Annotated in this window: 18 protein-coding genes, 5 tRNA genes, 3 rRNA genes and 1 other annotated feature; all 26 genes read left to right on the top strand. The window is 48.2% G+C overall.

Annotation, left to right across the window (positions count from 1 at the left end; all coding sequences use genetic code 11):
• The first annotated feature begins 31 nt into the window (after positions 1 to 31).
• The 26 genes from mreC to HPL003_RS00005 all read left to right on the top strand — a co-directional run bounded on the left by mreC (position 32) and on the right by HPL003_RS00005 (position 22,430).
• Positions 32 to 859, top strand: coding sequence for a rod shape-determining protein MreC (mreC, locus tag HPL003_RS00130; protein WP_337998898.1), 828 nt, complete (start codon positions 32 to 34; stop codon positions 857 to 859).
• Positions 859 to 1,389, top strand: coding sequence for a rod shape-determining protein MreD (gene mreD / locus HPL003_RS00125; protein WP_014277589.1), 531 nt, complete (start codon positions 859 to 861; stop codon positions 1,387 to 1,389). The genes mreC and mreD overlap by 1 nt, the downstream gene beginning before the upstream one ends.
• Positions 1,390 to 1,471: 82 nt before the next feature.
• Complete coding sequence (gene minC / locus HPL003_RS00120) at positions 1,472 to 2,134, top strand: septum site-determining protein MinC (RefSeq protein ID WP_014277588.1); 663 nt, start codon at positions 1,472 to 1,474, stop codon at positions 2,132 to 2,134.
• A gap of 3 nt (positions 2,135 to 2,137) precedes the next feature.
• The gene (gene minD / locus HPL003_RS00115; RefSeq protein ID WP_014277587.1) at positions 2,138 to 2,935 is read left to right on the top strand and encodes a septum site-determining protein MinD; all 798 of its coding nucleotides are present in this window, start codon (positions 2,138 to 2,140) and stop codon (positions 2,933 to 2,935) included.
• A gap of 504 nt (positions 2,936 to 3,439) precedes the next feature.
• A complete protein-coding gene (locus HPL003_RS00110) occupies positions 3,440 to 4,285 on the top strand; it encodes a M23 family metallopeptidase (RefSeq protein WP_014277586.1) in 846 nt (281 codons plus the stop codon).
• Positions 4,278 to 5,156, top strand: coding sequence for a M50 family metallopeptidase (locus tag HPL003_RS00105; protein ID WP_014277585.1), 879 nt, complete (start codon positions 4,278 to 4,280; stop codon positions 5,154 to 5,156). The genes HPL003_RS00110 and HPL003_RS00105 overlap by 8 nt, the downstream gene beginning before the upstream one ends.
• A 60-nt stretch (positions 5,157 to 5,216) precedes the next feature.
• Positions 5,217 to 6,401, top strand: a complete 1,185-nt coding sequence (locus HPL003_RS00100) for an Rne/Rng family ribonuclease (RefSeq protein ID WP_014277584.1) — start codon at positions 5,217 to 5,219, stop codon at positions 6,399 to 6,401.
• Positions 6,402 to 6,497: 96 nt separating this feature from the next.
• Positions 6,498 to 6,585, top strand: a sequence feature (ribosomal protein L21 leader region).
• Between the two features lie 13 nt (positions 6,586 to 6,598).
• Positions 6,599 to 6,910 carry a 50S ribosomal protein L21 gene (gene rplU / locus HPL003_RS00095; RefSeq protein WP_014277583.1) on the top strand — a complete coding sequence of 104 codons (312 nt, stop codon included), beginning with the start codon at positions 6,599 to 6,601 and terminating at the stop codon, positions 6,908 to 6,910.
• A gap of 13 nt (positions 6,911 to 6,923) precedes the next feature.
• Positions 6,924 to 7,262 (top strand): ribosomal-processing cysteine protease Prp, encoded by a 339-nt coding sequence (locus HPL003_RS00090; protein WP_014277582.1) that lies wholly within the window; start codon positions 6,924 to 6,926, stop codon positions 7,260 to 7,262.
• Between the two features lie 5 nt (positions 7,263 to 7,267).
• Positions 7,268 to 7,585, top strand: coding sequence for a 50S ribosomal protein L27 (rpmA, locus tag HPL003_RS00085; RefSeq protein ID WP_014277581.1), 318 nt, complete (start codon positions 7,268 to 7,270; stop codon positions 7,583 to 7,585).
• Between the two features lie 147 nt (positions 7,586 to 7,732).
• Positions 7,733 to 8,470, top strand: a complete 738-nt coding sequence (locus tag HPL003_RS00080) for a Spo0B domain-containing protein (RefSeq protein WP_014277580.1) — start codon at positions 7,733 to 7,735, stop codon at positions 8,468 to 8,470.
• A gap of 13 nt (positions 8,471 to 8,483) precedes the next feature.
• Positions 8,484 to 9,794, top strand: coding sequence for a GTPase ObgE (gene obgE, locus HPL003_RS00075; RefSeq protein WP_014277579.1), 1,311 nt, complete (start codon positions 8,484 to 8,486; stop codon positions 9,792 to 9,794).
• A gap of 159 nt (positions 9,795 to 9,953) precedes the next feature.
• Positions 9,954 to 10,391, top strand: a complete 438-nt coding sequence (locus tag HPL003_RS00070) for an ACT domain-containing protein (RefSeq protein ID WP_007431685.1) — start codon at positions 9,954 to 9,956, stop codon at positions 10,389 to 10,391.
• Between the two features lie 43 nt (positions 10,392 to 10,434).
• On the top strand, positions 10,435 to 11,721 hold the full coding sequence (locus HPL003_RS00065; RefSeq protein WP_014277578.1) for a homoserine dehydrogenase: 1,287 nt from the start codon (positions 10,435 to 10,437) through the stop codon (positions 11,719 to 11,721).
• A 28-nt stretch (positions 11,722 to 11,749) separates the two neighbouring features.
• Complete coding sequence (gene thrB, locus HPL003_RS00060; RefSeq protein WP_014277577.1) at positions 11,750 to 12,718, top strand: homoserine kinase; 969 nt, start codon at positions 11,750 to 11,752, stop codon at positions 12,716 to 12,718.
• Complete coding sequence (gene pheA, locus HPL003_RS00055) at positions 12,715 to 13,611, top strand: prephenate dehydratase (RefSeq protein WP_014277576.1); 897 nt, start codon at positions 12,715 to 12,717, stop codon at positions 13,609 to 13,611. The genes thrB and pheA overlap by 4 nt, the downstream gene beginning before the upstream one ends.
• A gap of 18 nt (positions 13,612 to 13,629) precedes the next feature.
• Positions 13,630 to 14,514, top strand: coding sequence for a branched-chain-amino-acid transaminase (ilvE, locus tag HPL003_RS00050; RefSeq protein WP_014277575.1), 885 nt, complete (start codon positions 13,630 to 13,632; stop codon positions 14,512 to 14,514).
• A gap of 162 nt (positions 14,515 to 14,676) precedes the next feature.
• Complete coding sequence (locus tag HPL003_RS00045) at positions 14,677 to 16,290, top strand: LysM peptidoglycan-binding domain-containing protein (protein ID WP_014277574.1); 1,614 nt, start codon at positions 14,677 to 14,679, stop codon at positions 16,288 to 16,290.
• Positions 16,291 to 16,848: 558 nt separating this feature from the next.
• A 16S ribosomal RNA gene (locus HPL003_RS00040) occupies positions 16,849 to 18,406 on the top strand.
• 353 nt (positions 18,407 to 18,759) lie between these two features.
• A 23S ribosomal RNA gene (locus HPL003_RS00035) occupies positions 18,760 to 21,691 on the top strand.
• Positions 21,692 to 21,846: 155 nt separating this feature from the next.
• Positions 21,847 to 21,963 (top strand): 5S ribosomal RNA (gene rrf / locus HPL003_RS00030).
• The 16S, 23S and 5S rRNA genes sit together here with 5 tRNA genes alongside, the layout of an rRNA operon.
• Before the next feature lie 19 nt (positions 21,964 to 21,982).
• Positions 21,983 to 22,058 (top strand) — tRNA-Asn (locus HPL003_RS00025).
• 3 nt (positions 22,059 to 22,061) lie between these two features.
• Positions 22,062 to 22,153, top strand: a tRNA-Ser gene (locus HPL003_RS00020).
• 17 nt (positions 22,154 to 22,170) lie between these two features.
• Positions 22,171 to 22,242, top strand: a tRNA-Glu gene (locus tag HPL003_RS00015).
• A 6-nt stretch (positions 22,243 to 22,248) separates the two neighbouring features.
• Positions 22,249 to 22,324, top strand: a tRNA-Val gene (locus HPL003_RS00010).
• Between the two features lie 32 nt (positions 22,325 to 22,356).
• Positions 22,357 to 22,430, top strand: a tRNA-Met gene (locus tag HPL003_RS00005).
• The last annotated feature ends 7 nt before the right edge of the window (positions 22,431 to 22,437 follow it).

Genomic DNA, 22,437 nt, shown 5'->3' with positions numbered 1-22,437 from the left:
GTTTAAGCTGTTTGGCAATAAAAGACTATTTATTCTATTGATCGGAATCGTTCTGTTTATTGCCCTTATGGGGATTACACTTGGACAGAGAAATTCCTTAACCTGGCCGGAAAAGTTCGCCAGAGATTCAATTGGCTTTGTGCAAGGTATCTTCTACAAGCCCGCTTCAGCAATAGCGGGCTTCTTTGAAGATATCGGGAATATGCGAAGTATTTATAGTGAAAATGAACGGTTGAAAATTGCCGTAGCGCAGTTAACCGCAGAGCAGATTCAGACTTCTAACTTGAAAGAGACAAACACCAGACTTGAGCAAGAACTGAAATTCACCCAAACGCAAAAGTCCAAAAATCAATATGATTTTCGTATTGCACAGGTAAATAGCGTCAGTAATGATTCTAAAACGCTTGTCATTGATATTGGTGAAAAGGACGGGGCCAAGGTTGGTCAGGAAGTCAGATCACTTGAGGGGTTTGTAGGGGTTATTAGTCGCACAGCGAATTTCACTTCTACAGTTACGCTATTGACTACATTAGACCCTAAAAATCCAAATTCTTATGCTATTGCAGCAACAGCACTGGGCAAGGAAAATAATTCGTTTGGTATGATTGAAAGTTATGATCCGGCTACGAACAGATTTCAAATGACTCGCATTGAGGAAAATGATCCAATCGCAAAAGGTGATCAGATCATTACGTCCGGAGCAGGTGGGAAGTTCCGTAAAAATCTGTTGATCGGTACGGTAGAAAAAATCCAGGTTGGCGAGTTCGGACAAACACGTACAGCGATTATCAAACCGGCAGCCAGCTTCGTGGATTGGAAAGAATTGCTCGTTCTTTACACTCCTGAGGTACCGGAATAATGAAGATACGCGGTCAGGTTCTAATACTGCTGCTGTTTGTACTGTTTATAGCTGAAGGAACGATTCTTCCGTGGCTTCTTCCGGATAGTTGGCATCCGAGAATGGTTCCGAATTTCGTGTATGTCGTCATTTTGTTCGTATCCGTATATTATAGTCGCCATACGGCATTGGTACTGGGTATTGTTTTTGGGCTTATTCATGACGTTGTGTATTACGGGTTTATTATCGGACCTTACTCTTTTGCAATGGGATTGTCGGCTTATTTGCTGGGGCTTGTATTTACAGCTCAACGTGCGCCGATGCCTATTATGATGGGAGCTGTGCTGATCGGCAGTTTTCTGCTGGATTCCATGCTTTTTGCCATTGATCATCTGTTCCAACTGACCCATCAGACTTTTGATTGGGCGCTGGCCCAATATATGATACCTGATTTATTTATCCATTTTCTGTTCGCCCTCATCATTTACGTTCCAGTTCGCAAGCAATTGCAGCGTTTGGATATCCGTGTGAAAAAGGAAGAGAAGGTCTAGGTCTTTTTACACACATTTTGTCCGGGTTAGCAGGGATTTCACGTTCCGGGGACGAAATGATTGAGATAGGAGGGACAGGCTAATGGCGGTGAAATCGAATCATGTCACGATTAAAGGCATCAAAGACGGCCTGGTATTCCTTCTGGACGATCAATGCGAGTTTGAGGATTTGCTGGGTGAGCTGCGTTTCAAGCTGGAGCACAGTCATCAAAATATTTTAACCGGCCCGATTATTCATGTAGACATTAAGCTGGGAAGCCGGGAAGTGACGGAGGAACAGAAGGAAAGCATTCTGGAGATTTTGAGACAGAAGGGGAATCTGCTCATACGGTCCGTCGAATCACCCGGGCTGCCTTCAGAAGTGCAGGGGAAAGCTCCCATCCACACCGTGACAGGGATTATCCGTTCAGGCCAGGTGCTTCATCATAACGGGAATTTGCTCTTTTTGGGAGATGTGAACCCCGGTGGAATTATAACGTGTACTGGTGATATCTATGTCCTCGGAGCCCTGCGAGGTATGGCGCATGCGGGGATGGAGGGGAATGGCGAGGCAATTATCGCAGCCTCCTATTTTGCACCAACACAGCTGCGAATTTCTGAAATGATCAGTCGTCCACCCGATGAATGGGAGACGCGTGAATCCGGAATGGAATTTGCGTATCTCAAGGACGGCGCCATGCAAATAGATAAAATGAGTAATATTGTGCGTCTGGGCCGCGATTTTAACGTGTTCAAAGGGGTGTAGCACATGGGAGAGGCTATCGTCGTCACTTCAGGAAAAGGCGGCGTCGGCAAAACGACGACGTCAGCCAATATAGGAACAGCGCTGGCACTGCTCGGCAAAAAGGTGTGCTTGGTGGATACAGATATCGGCTTGCGTAATCTGGATGTTGTTATGGGTCTGGAAAACCGGATTATTTATGATCTGGTCGATGTAGCGGAAGGTCGTTGCCGTTTAAATCAGGCTCTGGTCAAGGATAAGCGCTTTGAGGAGCTGTATATGCTACCTGCTGCTCAAACCAAGGACAAGAGTGCCGTAACGCCGGAGCAGGTTAAGGATATTATTTTGGAGCTTAAAAAGGATTTTGAATATATATTGATTGACTGTCCTGCGGGTATTGAGCAGGGCTTCAAAAATGCCATTGCCGGGGCGGATCAGGCCATTGTCGTAACGACACCGGAAAACGCTGCTGTGCGTGATGCTGACCGGGTGATCGGATTGCTGGAAAGCTCGCATGTGATCTCACCGAAGCTAGTGGTTAACCGTATCCGTAACAGCATGGTCAAATCCGGGGATATGCTGGATATTGACGGCATTTTACAAGTGCTTAGCATAGACCTCATTGGGATTGTGCCGGATGATGAAATGGTAATCAAGTCAGCCAATACAGGAGAGCCTACCGTCATGAATCCCGATTCACAGGCAGCGATTGCCTATCGTAACATTGCTAGACGGATTTTGGGTGACACAGTGCCGCTCATGCAGCTGGATCAGAAGAAAAGCGTGATGACTCGGTTTAAGAAATTTTTTGGTATGGGTGGATGAAGAAAATAGTGAATTACGGCTGGGAGACGGCTCCGCGTGTGATTTGATCTTACGATCGCTGTTGCCACGGGATTCTTTTATTTGTAAAACATTCAGTGGTAAGAATCCCGTGACCAAGGCGAACGCTTTGCTTCTTCAGATTAAAATTACCCGCTTCGCTACTGCCTGCCAATCTTTACACTGTTTTTAAGTAAGGGATGGATGTAGAGGAAAGATTCCTACGAAGAATTGTAGCTTTTTTAAGCCGCGTAGTCCTTTCTTCTTAATAACGAACACTTAAATAAGTAATGAACTTATTTAAGTGTTTTTGGTTTGTCTTTTTAAACTTCTATAAATCCTGAATTTTAATTTCAGACTCACTATATAACCGCCATACAGACCATCCGGTGCGCTTGCGTCGGATTTTTTTCATTTTCAGATGCGTAATCCCGAACCGGACAACATAAGTTGAAGCCCGTCCTCATAAGATGTACCAAACATACCTCGCTGGGGGGCTGGAACAGGATGAATAAAAACTCCGGAATCAAGCAGCGCAGAGAAGAACGCATACAGCAGCTGATCGCGAGAAACAAAGCGGAAGAGTATTCCTCAGGCATGAATCAGGACAGGCACAGGAACAGGGAAATGAAGCCGATGCCAGCAGTCAGTAACAACCGGCCCAGAGACCCGGAAACCGAATGGAAAAATGAACGACAACGCTGGCAGCAATCTTTTGGGGAGAACCGGCGTCCGTCTTTTTGGGTTTCTTTTTGGCGCAGGTCTGTGCTCGCTACAGTGCTGTTTGGAATGGTGTGGGGATTATTTCGCTGGGATGTTCCCTATGCCGTCAATTTGAGAATGTTTATCGCGGATGCCTTAAATAAGGACATGGATTTTGCAGCCGCCGGACAATGGTATGAAACTTATTTCGATGGGGCCCCGTCCTTTTTACCGATCTTTGGAGAGGAGTCTGAAACACACAAGGTGAACGCAGTCCGCAAAGTTTCTCCGCCAATTCAAGGGAATATAACACAGCCGTTTGCGCTAAGCCTCAAAGGAGTGGAAATTGTACCCAATCCTGCTGGTAATGGGGCAATCGCTGTTAAAAGTATAGATGCGGGACGCGTGCTGGACATATTCAATCACCCGGAAAGTGGAATTACAATTACGATTCGTCACACTGGCGGTATTACGGTAACGTACGGACGTCTATCCCGCTCTACCTTAAAGGTGAATGATTGGGTCCAGGAGGGGGACGAGGTCGGTGTGCTGCCAGCAGGCCATAGTGGCAGTGAGGCGGCGACTCTGTTTTTTGCGGTGCAGAGAGGAAATCAGTATATTGATCCGGCGGAAGTGGTAGCCCTTGATTAATGTCCGGGGTGTGACTTTGTCTCTGCATCCACTGTTCGTACTGGTGATGCTAACCTCTGTGTTGACAGGACATTTTATCGAGATCATGACTTTGTTTACGCTGGTGTTCATTCATGAGCTGGGGCATGCGACAGCAGCCACGTTGTTGGGGGCGCGGGTACTAACCATACAGATGCTACCCTTTGGAGGGGTGGCTGTCATTGACGATCAGGGAAAGCTCAACGCGTGGAAGGAGATTGTCATTGCGTTGGCTGGCCCTCTGCAAAACGGAATTATGATTGTCATCCTTCTATTGCTCAGAAATGTGAGCGGGGTGGGGCATGAATATATAAACTATATGATTCAGGGAAATGCCGTCATTGCACTGTTCAATCTGCTCCCGATCTTACCACTGGATGGTGGGAAAATAATACAGGTGCTGATAAGCTTATTCATCCCGTATCACCGTACTCTAGTTTGGACTTTTCGAGCCAGCATTGTGACCAGCCTGCTATTTTGTATCTATGGTATTTCGCCGTTATTAAGGCAAAATGGCCCTGTGCATTTAAATCTGCTGGCGGTAGGGATTTTTTTGCTTTATTCTAATATTGTGGATTATCGTAATATCCCCTATCGTTTTATACGTTTTTTGCTGGGAAGGGACGAGCTCTTTTACCGCGAGGCGGCCAAGGGAAGTATTGCCTTGCCAATTGTATCCTTGCCTATGAAACATTTGGAGCCTGTTTTGCGTCTTTTCAAAAGGGACCGATACCATATGGTTTATGTCATGAATGAGCAGGGACGGATTGTAGCCGTATTGCCAGAGCAACGCCTTATTCGTTCTTATTTTGCAGCGCGCCCGCCGGATGGCGGAAAATCTAAACCTAAATAGAAAAGTTAGAAGTTTTTATGGAGATGAGGAAGAGGCTGTATCCAGAGAGGTTGAAAAACCATGAAGCAAATGATTGTACAATGCCAGCAGCAAATGACCCAAATGGCACTGTTGGAAGAGGGACGATTGGTAGAATATGCAGCTGAATTGCCGCGAAAGCGGGGAATTCTGGGTTCCTTTTTCAAAGCCAGAGTTGTCAATGTACTACCGGGAATGCAAGCCGCCTTTGTTGACATTGGACAGCGAAAGAATGCCTTTTTATATGTGGATGACGTACTTCACGCCCATTTGGATAAGCAACCTGAGGTGAAGCCGTCCATTTCCGAGCTGTTGAAGGTGGGACAGGAAATTGTAGTACAGGTGTTGAAAGAGGCCGTGGGTAGCAAAGGGGCCAGAGTAACCACTCATTTTTCACTTCCGGGTCGCTGGATTGTATACATGCCTCGCGCCGATTATGTGGCTGTATCCAAAAAGATCGAGCGTGAGGGAGAACGGGCTCGCCTGAAAGCGATGGGAGAGCAGCTTCGAACAGGTGAAGAAGGAGTCATTATCCGTACAGTTTCGGAGGAAATGAGCAGAGAAGCGATTGAAAATGACCTGAACCAGTTGCGTCAGCAATGGAAAGTCATTCAGCGTAAAGCTACTGAACACTCGGCTCCATGTGAGCTGCACCGGGATTTGAGCATCGTCCAGCGTTTGATTCGGGATGTGTTTACACCGGAGCAGGATGAGCTGATTATTGACAGTGAGGAACAGGCAAAAGAAGCGGAAATATTACTACGTCAAATCGGTCCGGAGAAAGCTCATGTGAGCATATTTCGAGGTGCAGATGAGACCATATTTAAAGCCTATGGCGTTCATGAGCAACTGGAACGTGATTTTGCGCGAAAAGTATGGCTTCAGGGCGGCGGATATATTATCATCGACCATACAGAGGCACTGACCGTCATTGATGTGAACACAGGGAAATTTACGGGGGGCAGCAATCTGGAAGAGACGGTGACCCGGACTAACATCGAAGCGGCCGAAGAGATTGCCCGGTTGGTGCGTGTACGTGATATCGGGGGCATTATCATCATTGATTTTATTGACATGGAACAAGAGGAGAATCGCCGTGAAGTGTCCTCTGTGCTGGAGTCAAGGATGAAAAAGGACCGGACCAAATCATATGTCGTTGGCTGGACTCGGCTAGGTCTTCTGGAAATGACTCGAAAAAAGGTGCGTGAGGAGAAGACGATTTTATAAGGTGCTGCGTTTCCCAAATCATTTTAAACTATAGGTTGAATGTGGACGAAGCTTATGCTATAATCATTTAGTATGTGTCATGCGTAAGATTGGCTGCACATGCTGTAACCGCTCCAATCAGGTACTGAAGTACAGCATCCCTAGGGAAGTTGTCACCTGCGATTAGGCGAGTCTGAGACATAAGGAGGTGCAAGCAAATGTACGCAATTATTGAAACAGGTGGTAAGCAATACAAAGTTCAAGAGGGCGATGTATTGTTCATTGAGAAGTTGGAAGCTACCGATGGTGAAACTGTAACGTTCAACCGTGTTCTGGCAGTATCTAGCGACAATGGCTTGACAACAGGTACACCGCTTCTATCTGGAGCTACTGTAACAGCTACAGTTGAGAAACATGGTCAAGGCCAAAAGGTCATTGTATATAAATACAAACCTAAAAAGAACTACCATGTGAAGCAAGGTCATCGTCAACCGTACACGAAAGTGACGATTGGAAAAATCCAAGCGTAAGAGGGTGCGATAAGTGATTATCGTGCGTATTACACGACTGGAGGATGGCAGCATACAGGGATTTTCCATTAAAGGCCATGCGAATTATGCCAAATCTGGTGAGGATATCGTATGTGCTGGTGTATCAGCGGTAACTGTAGGAACTGTCAATTCGATTGAAGCTCTTACAAACGTTGATATGGAATCGGAAATGAACAACGGCTTTTTGAGCGCGTATCTTCCCCCTGAAGTCCATCATGATGTGAACGCACAGGTACAACTGTTGCTGGAATCCATGGTGATTATGCTGACAAGTATTGCCGAATCATACGGTAAGTATATTCAAATAGAAAATAAACAAAGAAGGAGGTAGACATCATGTTGAAATTGACATTGGATCTTCAATTATTCGCATCGAAAAAAGGTGTAGGTTCCACGAAAAACGGACGTGACAGTCAATCGAAACGTCTTGGCGTGAAACGTGCTGACGGTCAAGCAGTTACCGGCGGTAGCATCCTGGTTCGTCAACGCGGAACGAAAATTCACCCGGGCACGAACGTGGGCATCGGTAAGGACGACACTCTGTTCGCGAAAGTGGACGGCGTTGTGAAGTTCGAACGTTGGGGCCGTGATCGCAAAAAGGTGAGCATCTACCCGATCGACGTTGCTCCAGTAGCAGCTACTGTAGAAGCTTAATAGCGGCTTAGACACGCTGAAAAGCCTCCGGCAATTTTGTCGGAGGCTTTTTTGTATGATGGTAATGAACTGGAAAGTCAGTCTGTGCTATACTGGATTAAGGTTCTTCATTAATCCATTTTAATTATCGCAGAACGGAGAGAAGCCATGTTCCAGCGGATAAGAGCGCCTCATCTGGCGTTGGGTTCCATTCTGATTCCTTTGGTTTTTTCACTGCTCTATCCTGCAGCACTAACGATTATCATATTAGCCGCGTGGTCTGTTATTGCCGCCTGCTTTAGCATGTGGTATATACAGAGACAGGTTGAAGCTGAGCGGAAAGCTGCTTTGCGTTCTTTGGAGCGTACGGCTATCGCAGCTCTCAATCATCACCGGCATGACTGGATGAATGACTTGCAGGTGCTTTATGGCTATATTCGTATGAATAAGCATGATAAATCGGCTGCTTATGTGGAAATAATAAAAGGGCGCGTGGCGGAGGACAGTAAAATATCTAAGCTGGGTATTCCCTCGCTGGTGTTTTATTTGCAATCTTTTCGCGTGAACGCCGGAAATTTACAGTTGATGGTTCAGGTTGAGGATCATTTAAAGTTGGACGCTGTCATGTCTCCCGAAGACGGCGAGTCGCTTGCCTCGGCCGTCATAGAAACGGTACGTGCGTATCAATATGGCGGGGGCCGGTCGTCCTGGGGAGAAGTGCGCAGATTGACACTTTATTTCGGTATGGATCAGAATGATGTTATCGTCCGGTTTGAAGGCAGTGACGTACCTACTGATTTGAATTTGTTAAAGCAGGTCAGATCCGGACACGGAAGTGAACGCATTCGAGCAGAGAAGCTTCCTACGGGAGAAATGCTTCAAATTCGGATGCAGTGTCAGACATAAGGAAGGTGTAACCATGTTTGTAGATAAAGCAAAGATTTTTGTTAAGGGCGGGGACGGTGGAGACGGGCTGATTGCGTTTCGCCGTGAGAAATACGTTCCTGAAGGCGGCCCTGGTGGCGGTGACGGAGGTAACGGTGGAGACGTGATTTTCCGCGTCGATGAAGGTTTGCGTACCTTAATGGATTTTCGGTACCAGCGGCATTTTAAAGCTAAACGTGGAGAAAAGGGCCGCAACAAAAGCCAGCATGGAGCCAATGCGGATCATATGATCGTACGCATACCTCCGGGTACAGTCATCATGGATGATGATACGGGTGAAGTAGTGGCAGATATGACACGTCATGGTCAGCAGGTCATCGTGGCCAAAGGCGGACGTGGAGGGCGAGGAAATATCCGTTTTGCCACACCAAACAATCCAGCGCCTGAGCTGGCTGAGAATGGCGGAGAGGGACAGGAACGTTATATTACCCTTGAGCTTAAAGTAATGGCCGACGTAGGCTTGGTAGGTTTCCCTAGCGTAGGGAAATCCACATTGCTGTCAGTTGTCTCCTCTGCAAAACCTAAGATTGGCGCGTACCACTTTACAACGATTACCCCGAATTTGGGGGTTGTGGATGTAGGCGAACATCGCAACTTTGTTATGGCCGATCTGCCTGGATTGATTGAGGGAGCTCATGAAGGCATAGGACTGGGACATGAATTCCTGCGGCACATTGAACGGACACGTATTATTATTCACGTCGTTGATATGGCGGGTTCTGAGGGGCGTGATCCGTTTGAGGATTGGACTAAAATCAACGATGAATTAAAGCAATATAACGCGGCATTAGCTGAGCGTCCACAAATTGTGGCGGCGAATAAAATGGATATGCCGGAATCGGAAGAAAATCTGGCTCAATTCAAGGAGCAAATCGCTTCTGTTCGTCCAGATCTCGAAATTATGCCCATTTCCTCGTTGACACGCCAAGGCGTAAAGGAATTGCTCTATCGAGCTGCTGATCTGTTGGATCAAATACCGGACGAGCCAGTTGTTGAGGAAGTAGCGGAAGTGAATGAACGTAAGGTGTTTAAGCTGGATAAGGCAGAGGATGAAGGGTTTACCATTGTACGTGAAAACGATACATTCGTGGTGCACAGTGTCAAAATCGAGCGCATGATGAAGCGTATGCAGCTGAATTCACACGATGCGATTTTAAAGTTAGCAAGAACATTGCGCCACATGGGTGTGGATGCTGAGCTGCGCAAGCGTGGTGCCGTTGATGGAACGCCTGTACGCATTGCCGATTTCGAGTTTGAATTCGTGGAAGGCAGCAGCTATTATTAAAAATGAAAAACTTGTCTGAAGTATGGACGGTTACTACGCTATAGGAAACTCTATAGACGGCAGTAGCCGTTTTTTTTGTACCGTTAGCTTGCCGATTGTCAGGAGTTTCGATATAATGTCCTCTATACAAAAACATAAGTCTTTGAGGAGAGGACGTTCGTGAAAGAGCGCTATTACTTGGTACGGGAAGATATTTTGCCTGAAGCTATCGTTAAGACGATCCAGGTCAAGCTGCTGCTTGCTTCGGGAGATGTTAAAACCGTGCATGACGCCGTGGAGCAAGTCGGACTAAGTCGAAGCGCCTTTTATAAATATAAGGATGGCATTCATTTGGTCAACCAACTGGAGCGTGAGCGAATTGTCAATATCTCTATTGATTTGGAGCATCAATCCGGCATGCTGTCGAGAGTTCTTGGCAGGGTGGCAGATTACGGGGGCAATGTGCTAACAATCCAGCAGAGCATTCCGCTGCAAGGCAGAGCCAATGTAGTCATTTCGGTAGAAATGTCCAGGCTCAGTGAAGAGCTAGGGGTTCTGCTGGAGGGCCTGGAGACTATTTCCGGTGTTAAGCGCGTTCGCCTGATCGGGCAAGGTTAAGAGCTATAAAGCTCATTAGATATAGTTAGTAGGAGGGGAATGGATGAAACCGGTCAAAGTAGGATTGTTAGGGTTAGGAACGGTAGGAACGGGAGTCGTTCGAATCGTGGAAGGAAATCAGGAAGATCTGAGCAGACAAGTCGGTTCGCCGATCATTATTGAGAAAATAGCAGTGAAAAATATAGAAAAATATCGTTCCATTGAAGTAGATCCCACCAAGCTTACAGAGGATCCGTGGGAGGTCATTCGTGATCCCGAGATTGATGTTATTATCGAAGTCATGGGTGGCGTGGATCAGACGAAGAAGTACATTCTGGAAGCGCTGGAGCGCGGCAAGCATATCGTAACAGCGAACAAGGACTTAATGGCTCTGCACGGCTCTGAAGTACTGGCGAAGGCGCAGGAAAAGCAGTGTGATATTTTTTATGAAGCAAGTGTAGCGGGCGGTATTCCGATTATTCGTACGCTGATTGAAGGCTTCTCCTCCGATCGCATTACTCGTATTATGGGGATTGTGAACGGTACAACCAATTTCATTTTAACCAAAATGAGTCAGGAGGGGGCTTCTTACGAGGAAGTTCTCAAGGAAGCACAGAAGCTTGGATACGCAGAATCCGATCCGACTTCAGACGTGGAGGGACTGGATGCTGCCCGAAAAATGGCTATCCTCGGAACGCTCGGCTTCCGCTCCGATGTAGAGCTTAAGGACGTAAGTGTTACTGGTATTTCAAAGGTATCCAGTGAAGATATCGCTTTTGCCAAAACATTGGGCTATGAAATGAAGCTGCTTGGCATTGCGGAGCGTCAGGGTGATGAATTTACAATCAACGTTCAGCCGACGATGGTTCGTAAGCAGCATCCTTTGGCCTCGGTGAACGGGGTATTCAACGCGGTTTATGTACACGGTGAAGCTGTGGGTGAAACCATGTTCTACGGTGCGGGCGCAGGAGAAATGCCGACAGCTACATCGGTTGTGGCCGATCTGGTGGCTGTAGTGAAGAACCTCAAGCTCGGCGTGAATGGGCTTAAGGCCATCGTGCCTTATAACCCCAAAAAGATCAGCAGTGACGAGGACGTGTATTTCAAAAACTTCGTACTTCTGCATGTAGATGATAAGGCCGGAGTATTGGCGCAGATCACACAGGTATTTGCTGAATTCGACGTCAGTCTGGCATCTGTAGTGCAACAGCCAAATGAGGTCAATCCAAATGCTGAAATTATTATCGTTACCCATTTGGCCAGTAAGGCGAGTATGAAAAAGGTTCTGGAGCATTTTGAATCTCTGGATGTAATTCGCCGCATCAAGAGTGTGTATCGGGTTGAGGGGTAGTTCAAAAAAAGCAGGGGGAATTGTTTGTATGACTGTTTTAAAAACAGCAAGAGTGCGTGTGCCTGCAAGTACCGCCAATTTAGGCCCCGGTTTTGATACACTGGGCATGGCGTTATCCTTGTATGCATGGGTTGAATTGAAAGAAACCGGACAGACGGCTTTCCATTTATACGGGGACGAAATGAACGGCATTCCCCAGGATAAAACGAATCTGATTTATAAAGTAGCACAAATGGTTTTTCAGGAGGCTGGAGTACCAGTTCCTGAGCTGGATATTTCGATGTATTCGGATATTCCACTTACCCGTGGTTTAGGTAGTAGTGCTTCAGCCATTGTGGGTTCGCTTGTGGCTGCAAATACGCTGATCGGCTCACCTCTACCAGCTTCCAAGCTGTTTGACATGGCAAGTGCTATTGAAAAGCATCCTGACAATGTGGGAGCCTCTATGTTTGGCGGCATTATTACAGCGATGTGGGATGGCGAACATGCCAAGCATTTACGGCTTGAGCCGGATGCAAATCTGGAGGTTTTGGTAGTCATTCCAGATTTCCAATTGTCTACCTCCAAGGCTAGAGAAGTTCTACCCGCGCATGTATCCCTGAAAGATGCCGTATATAATGTGAGCCATGCTTCGATGCTCGTAGCGGCATTGGCATCAGGCCGAACCGATTTGATCGCCGAGGCGATGCAGGATCGGCTTCACCAGCCTTATCGGGCGGCGCTTGTGCCGGGTATGACGGAGATTTTGCAGGAAGCGCACCATTATGGTGCTTTGGGGGTGGCTCTCAGCGGAGCTGGACCGACATTGCTGGCATTGGCGGATCGTCGGGAAAACCGGAGATCTGAACTGGAACAGTATTTAACCGAAACGATGAGCAAGGAAGGAATCACTGCATCTGTTTTAAAATTGCACCCAGAGAGTGAAGGCGTTAAAGTATATACTGATAAGAAAGAGATTCCTTTTATGGACATGATTAAAGGAGAGGTTACGATATGAAACGAATTGCACTTCTTCCGGAAGGGACCGTTTCCCATGAAGCGATTCGGTATTTGATAGGGGATACGCCCTATGAATTGCTGTTTTATAAGTATATAGCAGATGTATTTCAGGCTGTGGACAAGGGAAAGGCTGACTACAGCGTAATTCCGATTGAGAATACAATTGATGGCTCTGTAAGTCTGCATATGGATTGGCTTGTACATGAAGTGGACATTCAGATGCAGGCGGAATGGGTATACCCTTCTATTCAAAACCTCATTGGATACCGCAGTGAATTTACCAATGACCAGGGCGAGCTGGATTTAAGCAAAGTGGTCAAAATTATGTCTCATCCCGTAGCACTTCCGCAGTGTAAGGAGTTCATACAGACTACGGCTGCTCAGGCTGAGCTGGAGAGTGCAGGAAGTACGGCGGAAGCCGTCGAAATTGTTAAACATAACCCGGGCAAAGGCTGGACTGCTTTGGGAACCAAGCTCGCGGCTTCCAAGCACGGATTGGATATTTTGGCCGGCAAGGTGACGGATCACGATAATAACTTTACCCGCTTTGTCCTGATCGGTCATCAGCCTATCAGCCTCCCGCGTAAACCTGAAGGTCAGCGGACTAGTATTTTGGTGACACCTCCGCAGGATTTTCCGGGGGCGTTGCATCAGGTATTATCCGCATTTGCGTGGCGCAGGTTGAATCTGTCACGGATTGAATCGCGCCCGACCAAAAAACAACTGGGAAACTACTATTTTTACATTGAAATTTTGGAATCTCTGGATTCGGTCCTGCTTCCCGCAGCATTTGCAGAGATTGAGGCTTTGGGATGCCACGTGCGTATCCTTGGTTCCTATCCAAGCTACAAGTATGTTGAAGTAGTAGAACCTATTTTAGAAGAACAATAATTGGAGGTGCGGTTCTTAATGGCAGAGCAATGGATTTATCTAGATGGACAGCATGTAACTAAGGAAAATGCAAAGGTTTCGGTATATGATCATGGTTTTTTGTACGGGGACGGGATATTTGAAGGCATCCGAATTTACAACGGTAATATTTTTAAATGCAAAGAGCACTTGGACCGTCTGTACGATTCAGCAAAATCCATTCAGTTAAACATTCCGCTGTCTCCTGACGAAATGCTGGAAGCGATGGCGGAAACAATCCGTCTTAATGAAATGCGTAACGGATACATTCGCTTGGTTGTATCGCGTGGTGCGGGAAATCTTGGGCTTGATCCTCTTCGCTGTCCGAAAGCAAGTGTTATCATTATCGTGGAGCAACTCGCCATCTACCCCGAGGAAGCTTATCTGACCGGGCTAAAGACGATTTCCGTCTCTCAGCGTCGCAACATTCCAGATGCTTTGAATCCGAAAATCAAATCGTTGAATTACCTCAACAACATCCTGGTGAAAATCCAGTCAAACTATGCTGGTGTGGGCGAGGCTATTATGCTAAATTCTCAAGGATATGTGACGGAAGGTTCCGCGGACAATATTTTTATCGTCAAAAACGGAGTTCTGTATACGCCGCCTTGCTATCTGGGAGCGCTTGAGGGTATCACGCGTAATGCTATTATCGACTTGTGTGCTGAACTCGGTTATGCGCTCAAGGAACAGCCTTTTACGCTGCATGATGTGTATGTCGCTGATGAGGTGTTCTTTACGGGAACTGCTGCAGAAGTTATTGCTGCTTATGAGGTTGATGGTCGTACGATTGGTTCTGGAGTTGCGGGTCCGGTGACTTTGGAGCTACTGGCCGAGTTCCGCAAGATCGTGGATCAAGACGGCTATAAAGTGTGGCAGGACTAAAAATAGTGGATCCTTTTGACTGGATGCCCGCAAGGGGATTCGGTTGAGAGGATTTTTTTGTTTGTATGGGGTCATTCGCCCGGGAAGTGCATAGGATGTAATAACAGAAGCCGGGCGTTTACCCTATCCTGCCCGAACGAATGTCTAGGAGGTTTGTGACCTGTGAAAATACACATCGTCAAGAAAGGCGACACACTGTACTTGCTTGCCCAGAAATATAATGTGTCACTGGAAAAAGTTATTGCGGCCAATCCCCAATTGGCTGACCCAAATCAGTTAAGTATCGGCGAGAAAATCAAAATTCCGGCAGACCCTGTTGCGATGCAAGAACAGCCATCAACGGTTTATCAGCACAAAGTCAAGCAGGGTGATTCATTGTGGAAGTTGTCCAAGGCATGGGGAGTCCCGCTCAAACTAATTATTGATGCCAATTCCCAACTTAAAAACCCGAACGCTCTACTGGTCGGGGAAACCGTCAATATTCCTCAATACAAAGGCGAGGCGAACAGTCCTGCTTCGAATCAAAAGAAGAACACAGGTGTCAAACAAGAGCCAACACAGCCTGAATCAGAGGCACCTGCACCAACCGCAAATAATGAAAACGAAAACGAAAACCTACCCCAGACCAAGGCAGAACAGACTCAACCTAAAGCGGAGCTGACTCAGCCCGAGCCAGAAAACACACCAATCCCAAAAGAGCAGGTGAACCAGCCTAAGGAAATAGTGAACGTTCCCAAGCTGCCTGAATTGAAAATGCCCGAAATTCCAATGGCGCCCATAAACCCTGCTCCTCCTCAACCTATAGCTTCGCAACCAGTTCAACCCAAACAGCAGCTGCCTGAAAATGTTGAACTGAAACCTGTAATTGAGAAATTTTGCGGTTGCGCGAACTCGGAGCCAGCGACAAATTCCCAATGGCCGATGCAGCAGTCAACGCATGATTACAACTCACCAACAAATATGGGACCAAACTCATGGTATCCAGGCATTGGGGTTGCCCAGCCATGGGGGAATGCGCCCGTAAATACTTCCTTTGTAGAGCAATGGGCTCCTTCGGTAGCTCCCAACCAGGAATATCAGCAAGACTGTGAGCACCCATGGAGTTGGGGACCTGTACAAACATCGCCTATACATGTTCAACCGACACCATATCCTGTCTATCCGGACTGCATGTGCCCGGGATATCATCCAAGCTATGAAGCAGCTGAGAATACATCCTACCCTGTCTATCCTCCATTTATCCATCAAGGTTACCCGCAGCATCCTGAGAGTGCAGTCCAAGGCAGTCAGTGGGGCCATGAATGGGGATCCCCCCATCACGGCTTGCCTATGGGCGGGTATGTATCGGACTATAGCCAGTTACAAGGGCAACAGTCCGCGAATCTCCCGCATCATCCGTTCTCCCATGAGAATGCACCTGTGAATCCATTAGAGGGGTATACGACTCCCTATATGTTTTTGCCTGACTGCGGCTGCCGGGAGGGGAACGTGGAATCAGTACCAGCTTTCTCCGGAACACAGGGAAACGGCGAAAATTTGAATATTGGATCCCAAAACGAAGTTAACTCTTCTCCCAAACATAAAGATAGCAACGTGCGTAAAGGCAAGGAGAAAGATATCTCAGGCAATACAGCCAAAGAAGAGACATCCAAAGCCAAGGTTTCAGGTAAAAATGGTACTGCTAAAAATCAAAACTCCCGCAAGACGGTAGCAACTGCTTCCCATTCCACTGCCCGTAGTCCCCGCTCTCGCAAAAATCCCTGGATTAAGGACTGACAAAAGAGAATTTAAAGTAGAGATAAGCTCTATGAAGGTGAGATCAGCTTATGATTGACCCAAAAGAGTGAAATGTAAAATAAAAAGACTGTTATTCCTCGGAAACGGAATGACAGTCTTTTCTTTTTGATTAGAGGTGAGCGAATTTCGGCATAGAAGCCCGAATGAAAAAAGATGTTGCTAAGTAACAGTAGAATATGATATATTCTTATAGCTGTCTTTTCTGAGATAGTTAGCAACACGAAGCAGAATGAAAATGTTCAAAAAATTCTCTTGAAAAAAAAGTGTTGCAAAGCCTTAGGAAACATGATATATTATTTAAGTCGCCGCTGAGATGCGGTGGTGAAACGAAGTGGGAACAAAAGCAAGACATAATGCAGGTTTGATCTTTGAAAACTGAACAACGAGTGAGTAAATGATTTTGTTCGCAAAATCAACCACAAAGATTTCGGTACATACCGCAAGGTTGTATGAAATCAGAGTGTAAAAGAGATATTTTATCTCGTCAGTTTCAAAATGAGCGAATCGCTCTTTCTATAAACCAACTTCGGTTGGTCTTTAATGGAGAGTTTGATCCTGGCTCAGGACGAACGCTGGCGGCGTGCCTAATACATGCAAGTCGAGCGGGGTTAGGTTAAAAGCTTGCTTTTAACCTAACCTAGCGGCGGACGGGTGAGTAACACGTAGGCAACCTGCCCATCAGACTGGGATAACTACCGGAAACGGTAGCTAATACCGGATACATCCTTTCCCTGCATGGGGAGAGGAGGAAAGACGGAGCAATCTGTCACTGATGGATGGGCCTGCGGCGCATTAGCTAGTTGGTGGGGTGAAGGCCTACCAAGGCGACGATGCGTAGCCGACCTGAGAGGGTGATCGGCCACACTGGGACTGAGACACGGCCCAGACTCCTACGGGAGGCAGCAGTAGGGAATCTTCCGCAATGGGCGAAAGCCTGACGGAGCAACGCCGCGTGAGTGATGAAGGTTTTCGGATCGTAAAGCTCTGTTGCCAGGGAAGAACGTCTTGTAGAGTAACTGCTATAAGAGTGACGGTACCTGAGAAGAAAGCCCCGGCTAACTACGTGCCAGCAGCCGCGGTAATACGTAGGGGGCAAGCGTTGTCCGGAATTATTGGGCGTAAAGCGCGCGCAGGCGGCTCTTTAAGTCTGGTGTTTAATCCCGAGGCTCAACTTCGGGTCGCACTGGAAACTGGGGAGCTTGAGTGCAGAAGAGGAGAGTGGAATTCCACGTGTAGCGGTGAAATGCGTAGATATGTGGAGGAACACCAGTGGCGAAGGCGACTCTCTGGGCTGTAACTGACGCTGAGGCGCGAAAGCGTGGGGAGCAAACAGGATTAGATACCCTGGTAGTCCACGCCGTAAACGATGAATGCTAGGTGTTAGGGGTTTCGATACCCTTGGTGCCGAAGTTAACACATTAAGCATTCCGCCTGGGGAGTACGGTCGCAAGACTGAAACTCAAAGGAATTGACGGGGACCCGCACAAGCAGTGGAGTATGTGGTTTAATTCGAAGCAACGCGAAGAACCTTACCAGGTCTTGACATCCCCCTGATCGGTCTAGAGATAGATCTTTCCTTCGGGACAGGGGAGACAGGTGGTGCATGGTTGTCGTCAGCTCGTGTCGTGAGATGTTGGGTTAAGTCCCGCAACGAGCGCAACCCTTATGCTTAGTTGCCAGCAGGTCAAGCTGGGCACTCTAAGCAGACTGCCGGTGACAAACCGGAGGAAGGTGGGGATGACGTCAAATCATCATGCCCCTTATGACCTGGGCTACACACGTACTACAATGGCCGGTACAACGGGAAGCGAAAGAGCGATCTGGAGCGAATCCTAGAAAAGCCGGTCTCAGTTCGGATTGCAGGCTGCAACTCGCCTGCATGAAGTCGGAATTGCTAGTAATCGCGGATCAGCATGCCGCGGTGAATACGTTCCCGGGTCTTGTACACACCGCCCGTCACACCACGAGAGTTTACAACACCCGAAGTCGGTGGGGTAACCCGCAAGGGAGCCAGCCGCCGAAGGTGGGGTAGATGATTGGGGTGAAGTCGTAACAAGGTAGCCGTATCGGAAGGTGCGGCTGGATCACCTCCTTTCTATGGAGAATCGTTTCCTGCAATGGAAACATTCAAATATGAAGCGTAAGCTTCAAAACTCAGGTTTAGGCCTGTTACTCACTCGTTGCTCAGTTTTGAGAGCTCAAACTCTCAAGCTTCGACGAATGTTTCATTCACACATCTGTGTGGAACCGAAATATTCATCGGGTTTCGCTTCCTTGAAGCGAATTGCACCTTGAAAACTGGATACCGAAACGAAATTGCGTTTTAGAATATTCCTTTACGCTGATCTTGTGTAAACAAGTGAAATAAAGGTAGCTGTTTTGAATTTCATTCACACTACGGTGATGAACCGAAATTCAAAACAAATCGCATTTACTTTGTAAATGCTAGGTTAAGCTACAAAGAGCACACGGAGGATGCCTAGGCGCCAGGAGCCGACGAAGGACGTGGCGAACAACGATAAAGCCTCGGGGAGCTGTAAGCAAGCTTTGATCCGGGGATGTCCGAATGGGGAAACCCGGCTGTCTTCATCGACAGTCACTTTCTGCTGAATACATAGGCAGAATAGAGGCATACCAGGGGAACTGAAACATCTAAGTACCCTGAGGAAGAGAAAACAATAGTGATTCCGTCAGTAGCGGCGAGCGAACGCGGATTAGCCCAAACCAAGGAGCTTGCTCCTTGGGGTTGTGGGACGTCTCACATGGAGTTACAAAGGAACCGGTTAGATGAAGAGGTCTGGAAAGGCCCGCCAGAGAAGGTAAAAGCCCTGTAGTTCAAAACCCGTTCCCTCCGAGACGGATCCCGAGTAGTGCGGGGCACGTGAAACCCCGTATGAATCCGGCAGGACCATCTGCCAAGGCTAAATACTCCCTGGCGACCGATAGTGAAGCAGTACCGTGAGGGAAAGGTGAAAAGCACCCCGGAAGGGGAGTGAAATAGATCCTGAAACCGTGTGCTTACAAGAAGTCAGAGCCCATTTTAGGGGTGATGGCGTGCCTTTTGTAGAATGAACCGGCGAGTTACGTTCCCGTGCAAGGTTAAGGTGAAGAGCTGAAGCCGTAGCGAAAGCGAGTCTGAATAGGGCGATCTTGAGTACGTGGACGTAGACCCGAAACCGGGTGATCTACCCCTGTCCAGGGTGAAGGTGCGGTAACACGCACTGGAGGCCCGAACCCACGCATGTTGAAAAATGCGGGGATGAGGTGGGGGTAGCGGAGAAATTCCAATCGAACCCGGAGATAGCTGGTTCTCCCCGAAATAGCTTTAGGGCTAGCCTCGGAATAAGAGTCGTGGAGGTAGAGCACTGATTGGGTGCGGGGCCCGCAAGGGTTACCAAGCTCAGTCAAACTCCGAATGCCATAGACTTGGTTCCGGGAGTCAGACAGTGAGTGCTAAGATCCATTGTCGAAAGGGAAACAGCCCAGACCATCAGCTAAGGTCCCCAAGTGTGTGTTAAGTGGGAAAGGATGTGGAGTTGCACAGACAACCAGGATGTTGGCTTAGAAGCAGCCACCATTGAAAGAGTGCGTAATAGCTCACTGGTCGAGTGACTCTGCGCCGAAAATGTAACGGGGCTAAACACGCCACCGAAGCTATGGCTTGATACTTAGGTATCAGGGGTAGGGGAGCGTTGAATGCGGGTTGAAGGTGTACCGGAAGGAGCGCTGGACTGCATTCAAGTGAGAATGCCGGTATGAGTAACGAAAAGATCTGTGAGAATCAGATCCGCCGAAAGCCTAAGGGTTCCTGAGGAAGGTTCGTCCGCTCAGGGTAAGTCGGGACCTAAGGCGAGGCCGAAAGGCGTAGTCGAAGGACAACAGGTCGAAATTCCTGTACCACCGTAATCCGCTATGAGCGATGGGGTGACGCAGTAGGGTAGTGACGCGGACTGATGGATGTCCGTCTAAGCAGTGAGGCTGATGTGTAGGCAAATCCGCACATCGTTAAGGCTGGGCTGTGATGGGGAGCGAAAATTGTAGTAGCGAAGGTCATGATCTCAGACTGCCAAGAAAAGCCTCTAGCCAGGAGAAGGTGCCCGTACCGCAAACCGACACAGGTAGGCGAGAAGAGAATTCTAAGGCGCGCGGAAGAACTCTCGTTAAGGAACTCGGCAAAATGACCCCGTAACTTCGGGAGAAGGGGTGCCTCGGTAGGGTGAATAGCCCGAGGGGGCCGCAGTGAAAAGGCCCAAGCGACTGTTTAGCAAAAACACAGGTCTGTGCGAAGCCGCAAGGCGAAGTATACGGGCTGACGCCTGCCCGGTGCTGGAAGGTTAAGGGGAGTGGTAAGTCCTTTTAGGGCGAAGCTATGAACCGAAGCCCCAGTAAACGGCGGCCGTAACTATAACGGTCCTAAGGTAGCGAAATTCCTTGTCAGGTAAATTCTGACCCGCACGAATGGCGTAACGACTTGGGCGCTGTCTCAACGAGAGATCCGGTGAAATTTTAATACCTGTGAAGATGCAGGTTACCCGCGACAAGACGGAAAGACCCCATGGAGCTTTACTGCAGCTTGATATTGAATTTGGGTACGATCTGTACAGGATAGGTGGGAGCCTAAGAGACTTGAGCGCCAGCTTGAGAGGAGGCATCCTTGGGATACCACCCTGATCGTATCTAGGTTCTAACTTGGTACCGTGATCCGGTACGAGGACAGTGTCAGGTGGGCAGTTTGACTGGGGCGGTCGCCTCCTAAAGAGTAACGGAGGCGCCCCAAGGTTCCCTCAGAATGGTTGGAAATCATTCGAAGAGTGCAAAGGCAGAAGGGAGCTTGACTGCGAGACCTACAAGTCGAGCAGGGACGAAAGTCGGGCTTAGTGATCCGGTGGTACCGCATGGAAGGGCCATCGCTCAACGGATAAAAGCTACCCTGGGGATAACAGGCTTATCTCCCCCAAGAGTCCACATCGACGGGGAGGTTTGGCACCTCGATGTCGGCTCATCGCATCCTGGGGCTGAAGTAGGTCCCAAGGGTTGGGCTGTTCGCCCATTAAAGCGGTACGCGAGCTGGGTTCAGAACGTCGTGAGACAGTTCGGTCCCTATCTGTCGTGGGCGTAGGAAATTTGAGAGGAGCTGTCCTTAGTACGAGAGGACCGGGATGGACGTACCGCTGGTGTACCAGTTGTTCCGCCAGGAGCACCGCTGGGTAGCTATGTACGGAAGGGATAAGCGCTGAAAGCATCTAAGCGTGAAGCCCCCCTCAAGATGAGATTTCCCAGTATGTAAGACCCCTTGAAGACGACGAGGTAGATAGGTTGGGGGTGGAAGTGCAGTAATGCATGGAGCTGACCAATACTAATCGGTCGAGGGCTTATCCTAAGAATAAAACGCAAATTGAGTTTCGGATCCAGTTTTCAGGGTGTAATACCTTGAAGGTATGTAGAAGATACATACGAAAAGCGCATGGCTATTCATTCACACGATTCGTGATGAACCGAATATCCATACGATAGAATTTGTTTAACAAATTCATGTTTGGTGGCGATAGCGGAGGGGTTCCACACGTACCCATCCCGAACACGACCGTTAAGCCCTCCAGCGCCGATGGTACTTGGACCGCAGGGTCCTGGGAGAGTAGGACGTCGCCAAGCAAATCTTTATGATTACTATTCCCTGATAGCTCAGTTGGTAGAGCACTCGACTGTTAATCGAGTTGTCACAGGTTCGAGTCCTGTTCGGGGAGCCATATGGAGAGGTGTCCGAGTTGGCCGAAGGAGCACGATTGGAAATCGTGTAGGCGCCAAAAGCGTCTCGAGGGTTCGAATCCCTCTCTCTCCGCCAGATATTATTTATTATATGGCCCGTTGGTCAAGCGGTTAAGACACCTCCCTTTCACGGAGGTAACAGGGGTTCGATTCCCCTACGGGTCATAGTATGGAGGCTTAGCTCAGCTGGGAGAGCATCTGCCTTACAAGCAGAGGGTCGGGGGTTCGAGCCCCTCAGCCTCCACCATTCATATTCTTATAAGCAATTCTTTTTACTGTCGCGGGGTGGAGCAGTTCGGTAGCTCGTCGGGCTCATAACCCGAAGGTCACAGGTTCAAATCCTGTCCCCGCAATTGATTT

It is taken from the genome of Paenibacillus terrae HPL-003 (genome assembly GCF_000235585.1).
Classification (GTDB): domain Bacteria; phylum Bacillota; class Bacilli; order Paenibacillales; family Paenibacillaceae; genus Paenibacillus; species Paenibacillus terrae_B.
The sequence above is the reverse complement of the archived record's forward strand: the minus strand, read 5'-3'. Positions and strand labels throughout refer to the sequence as shown.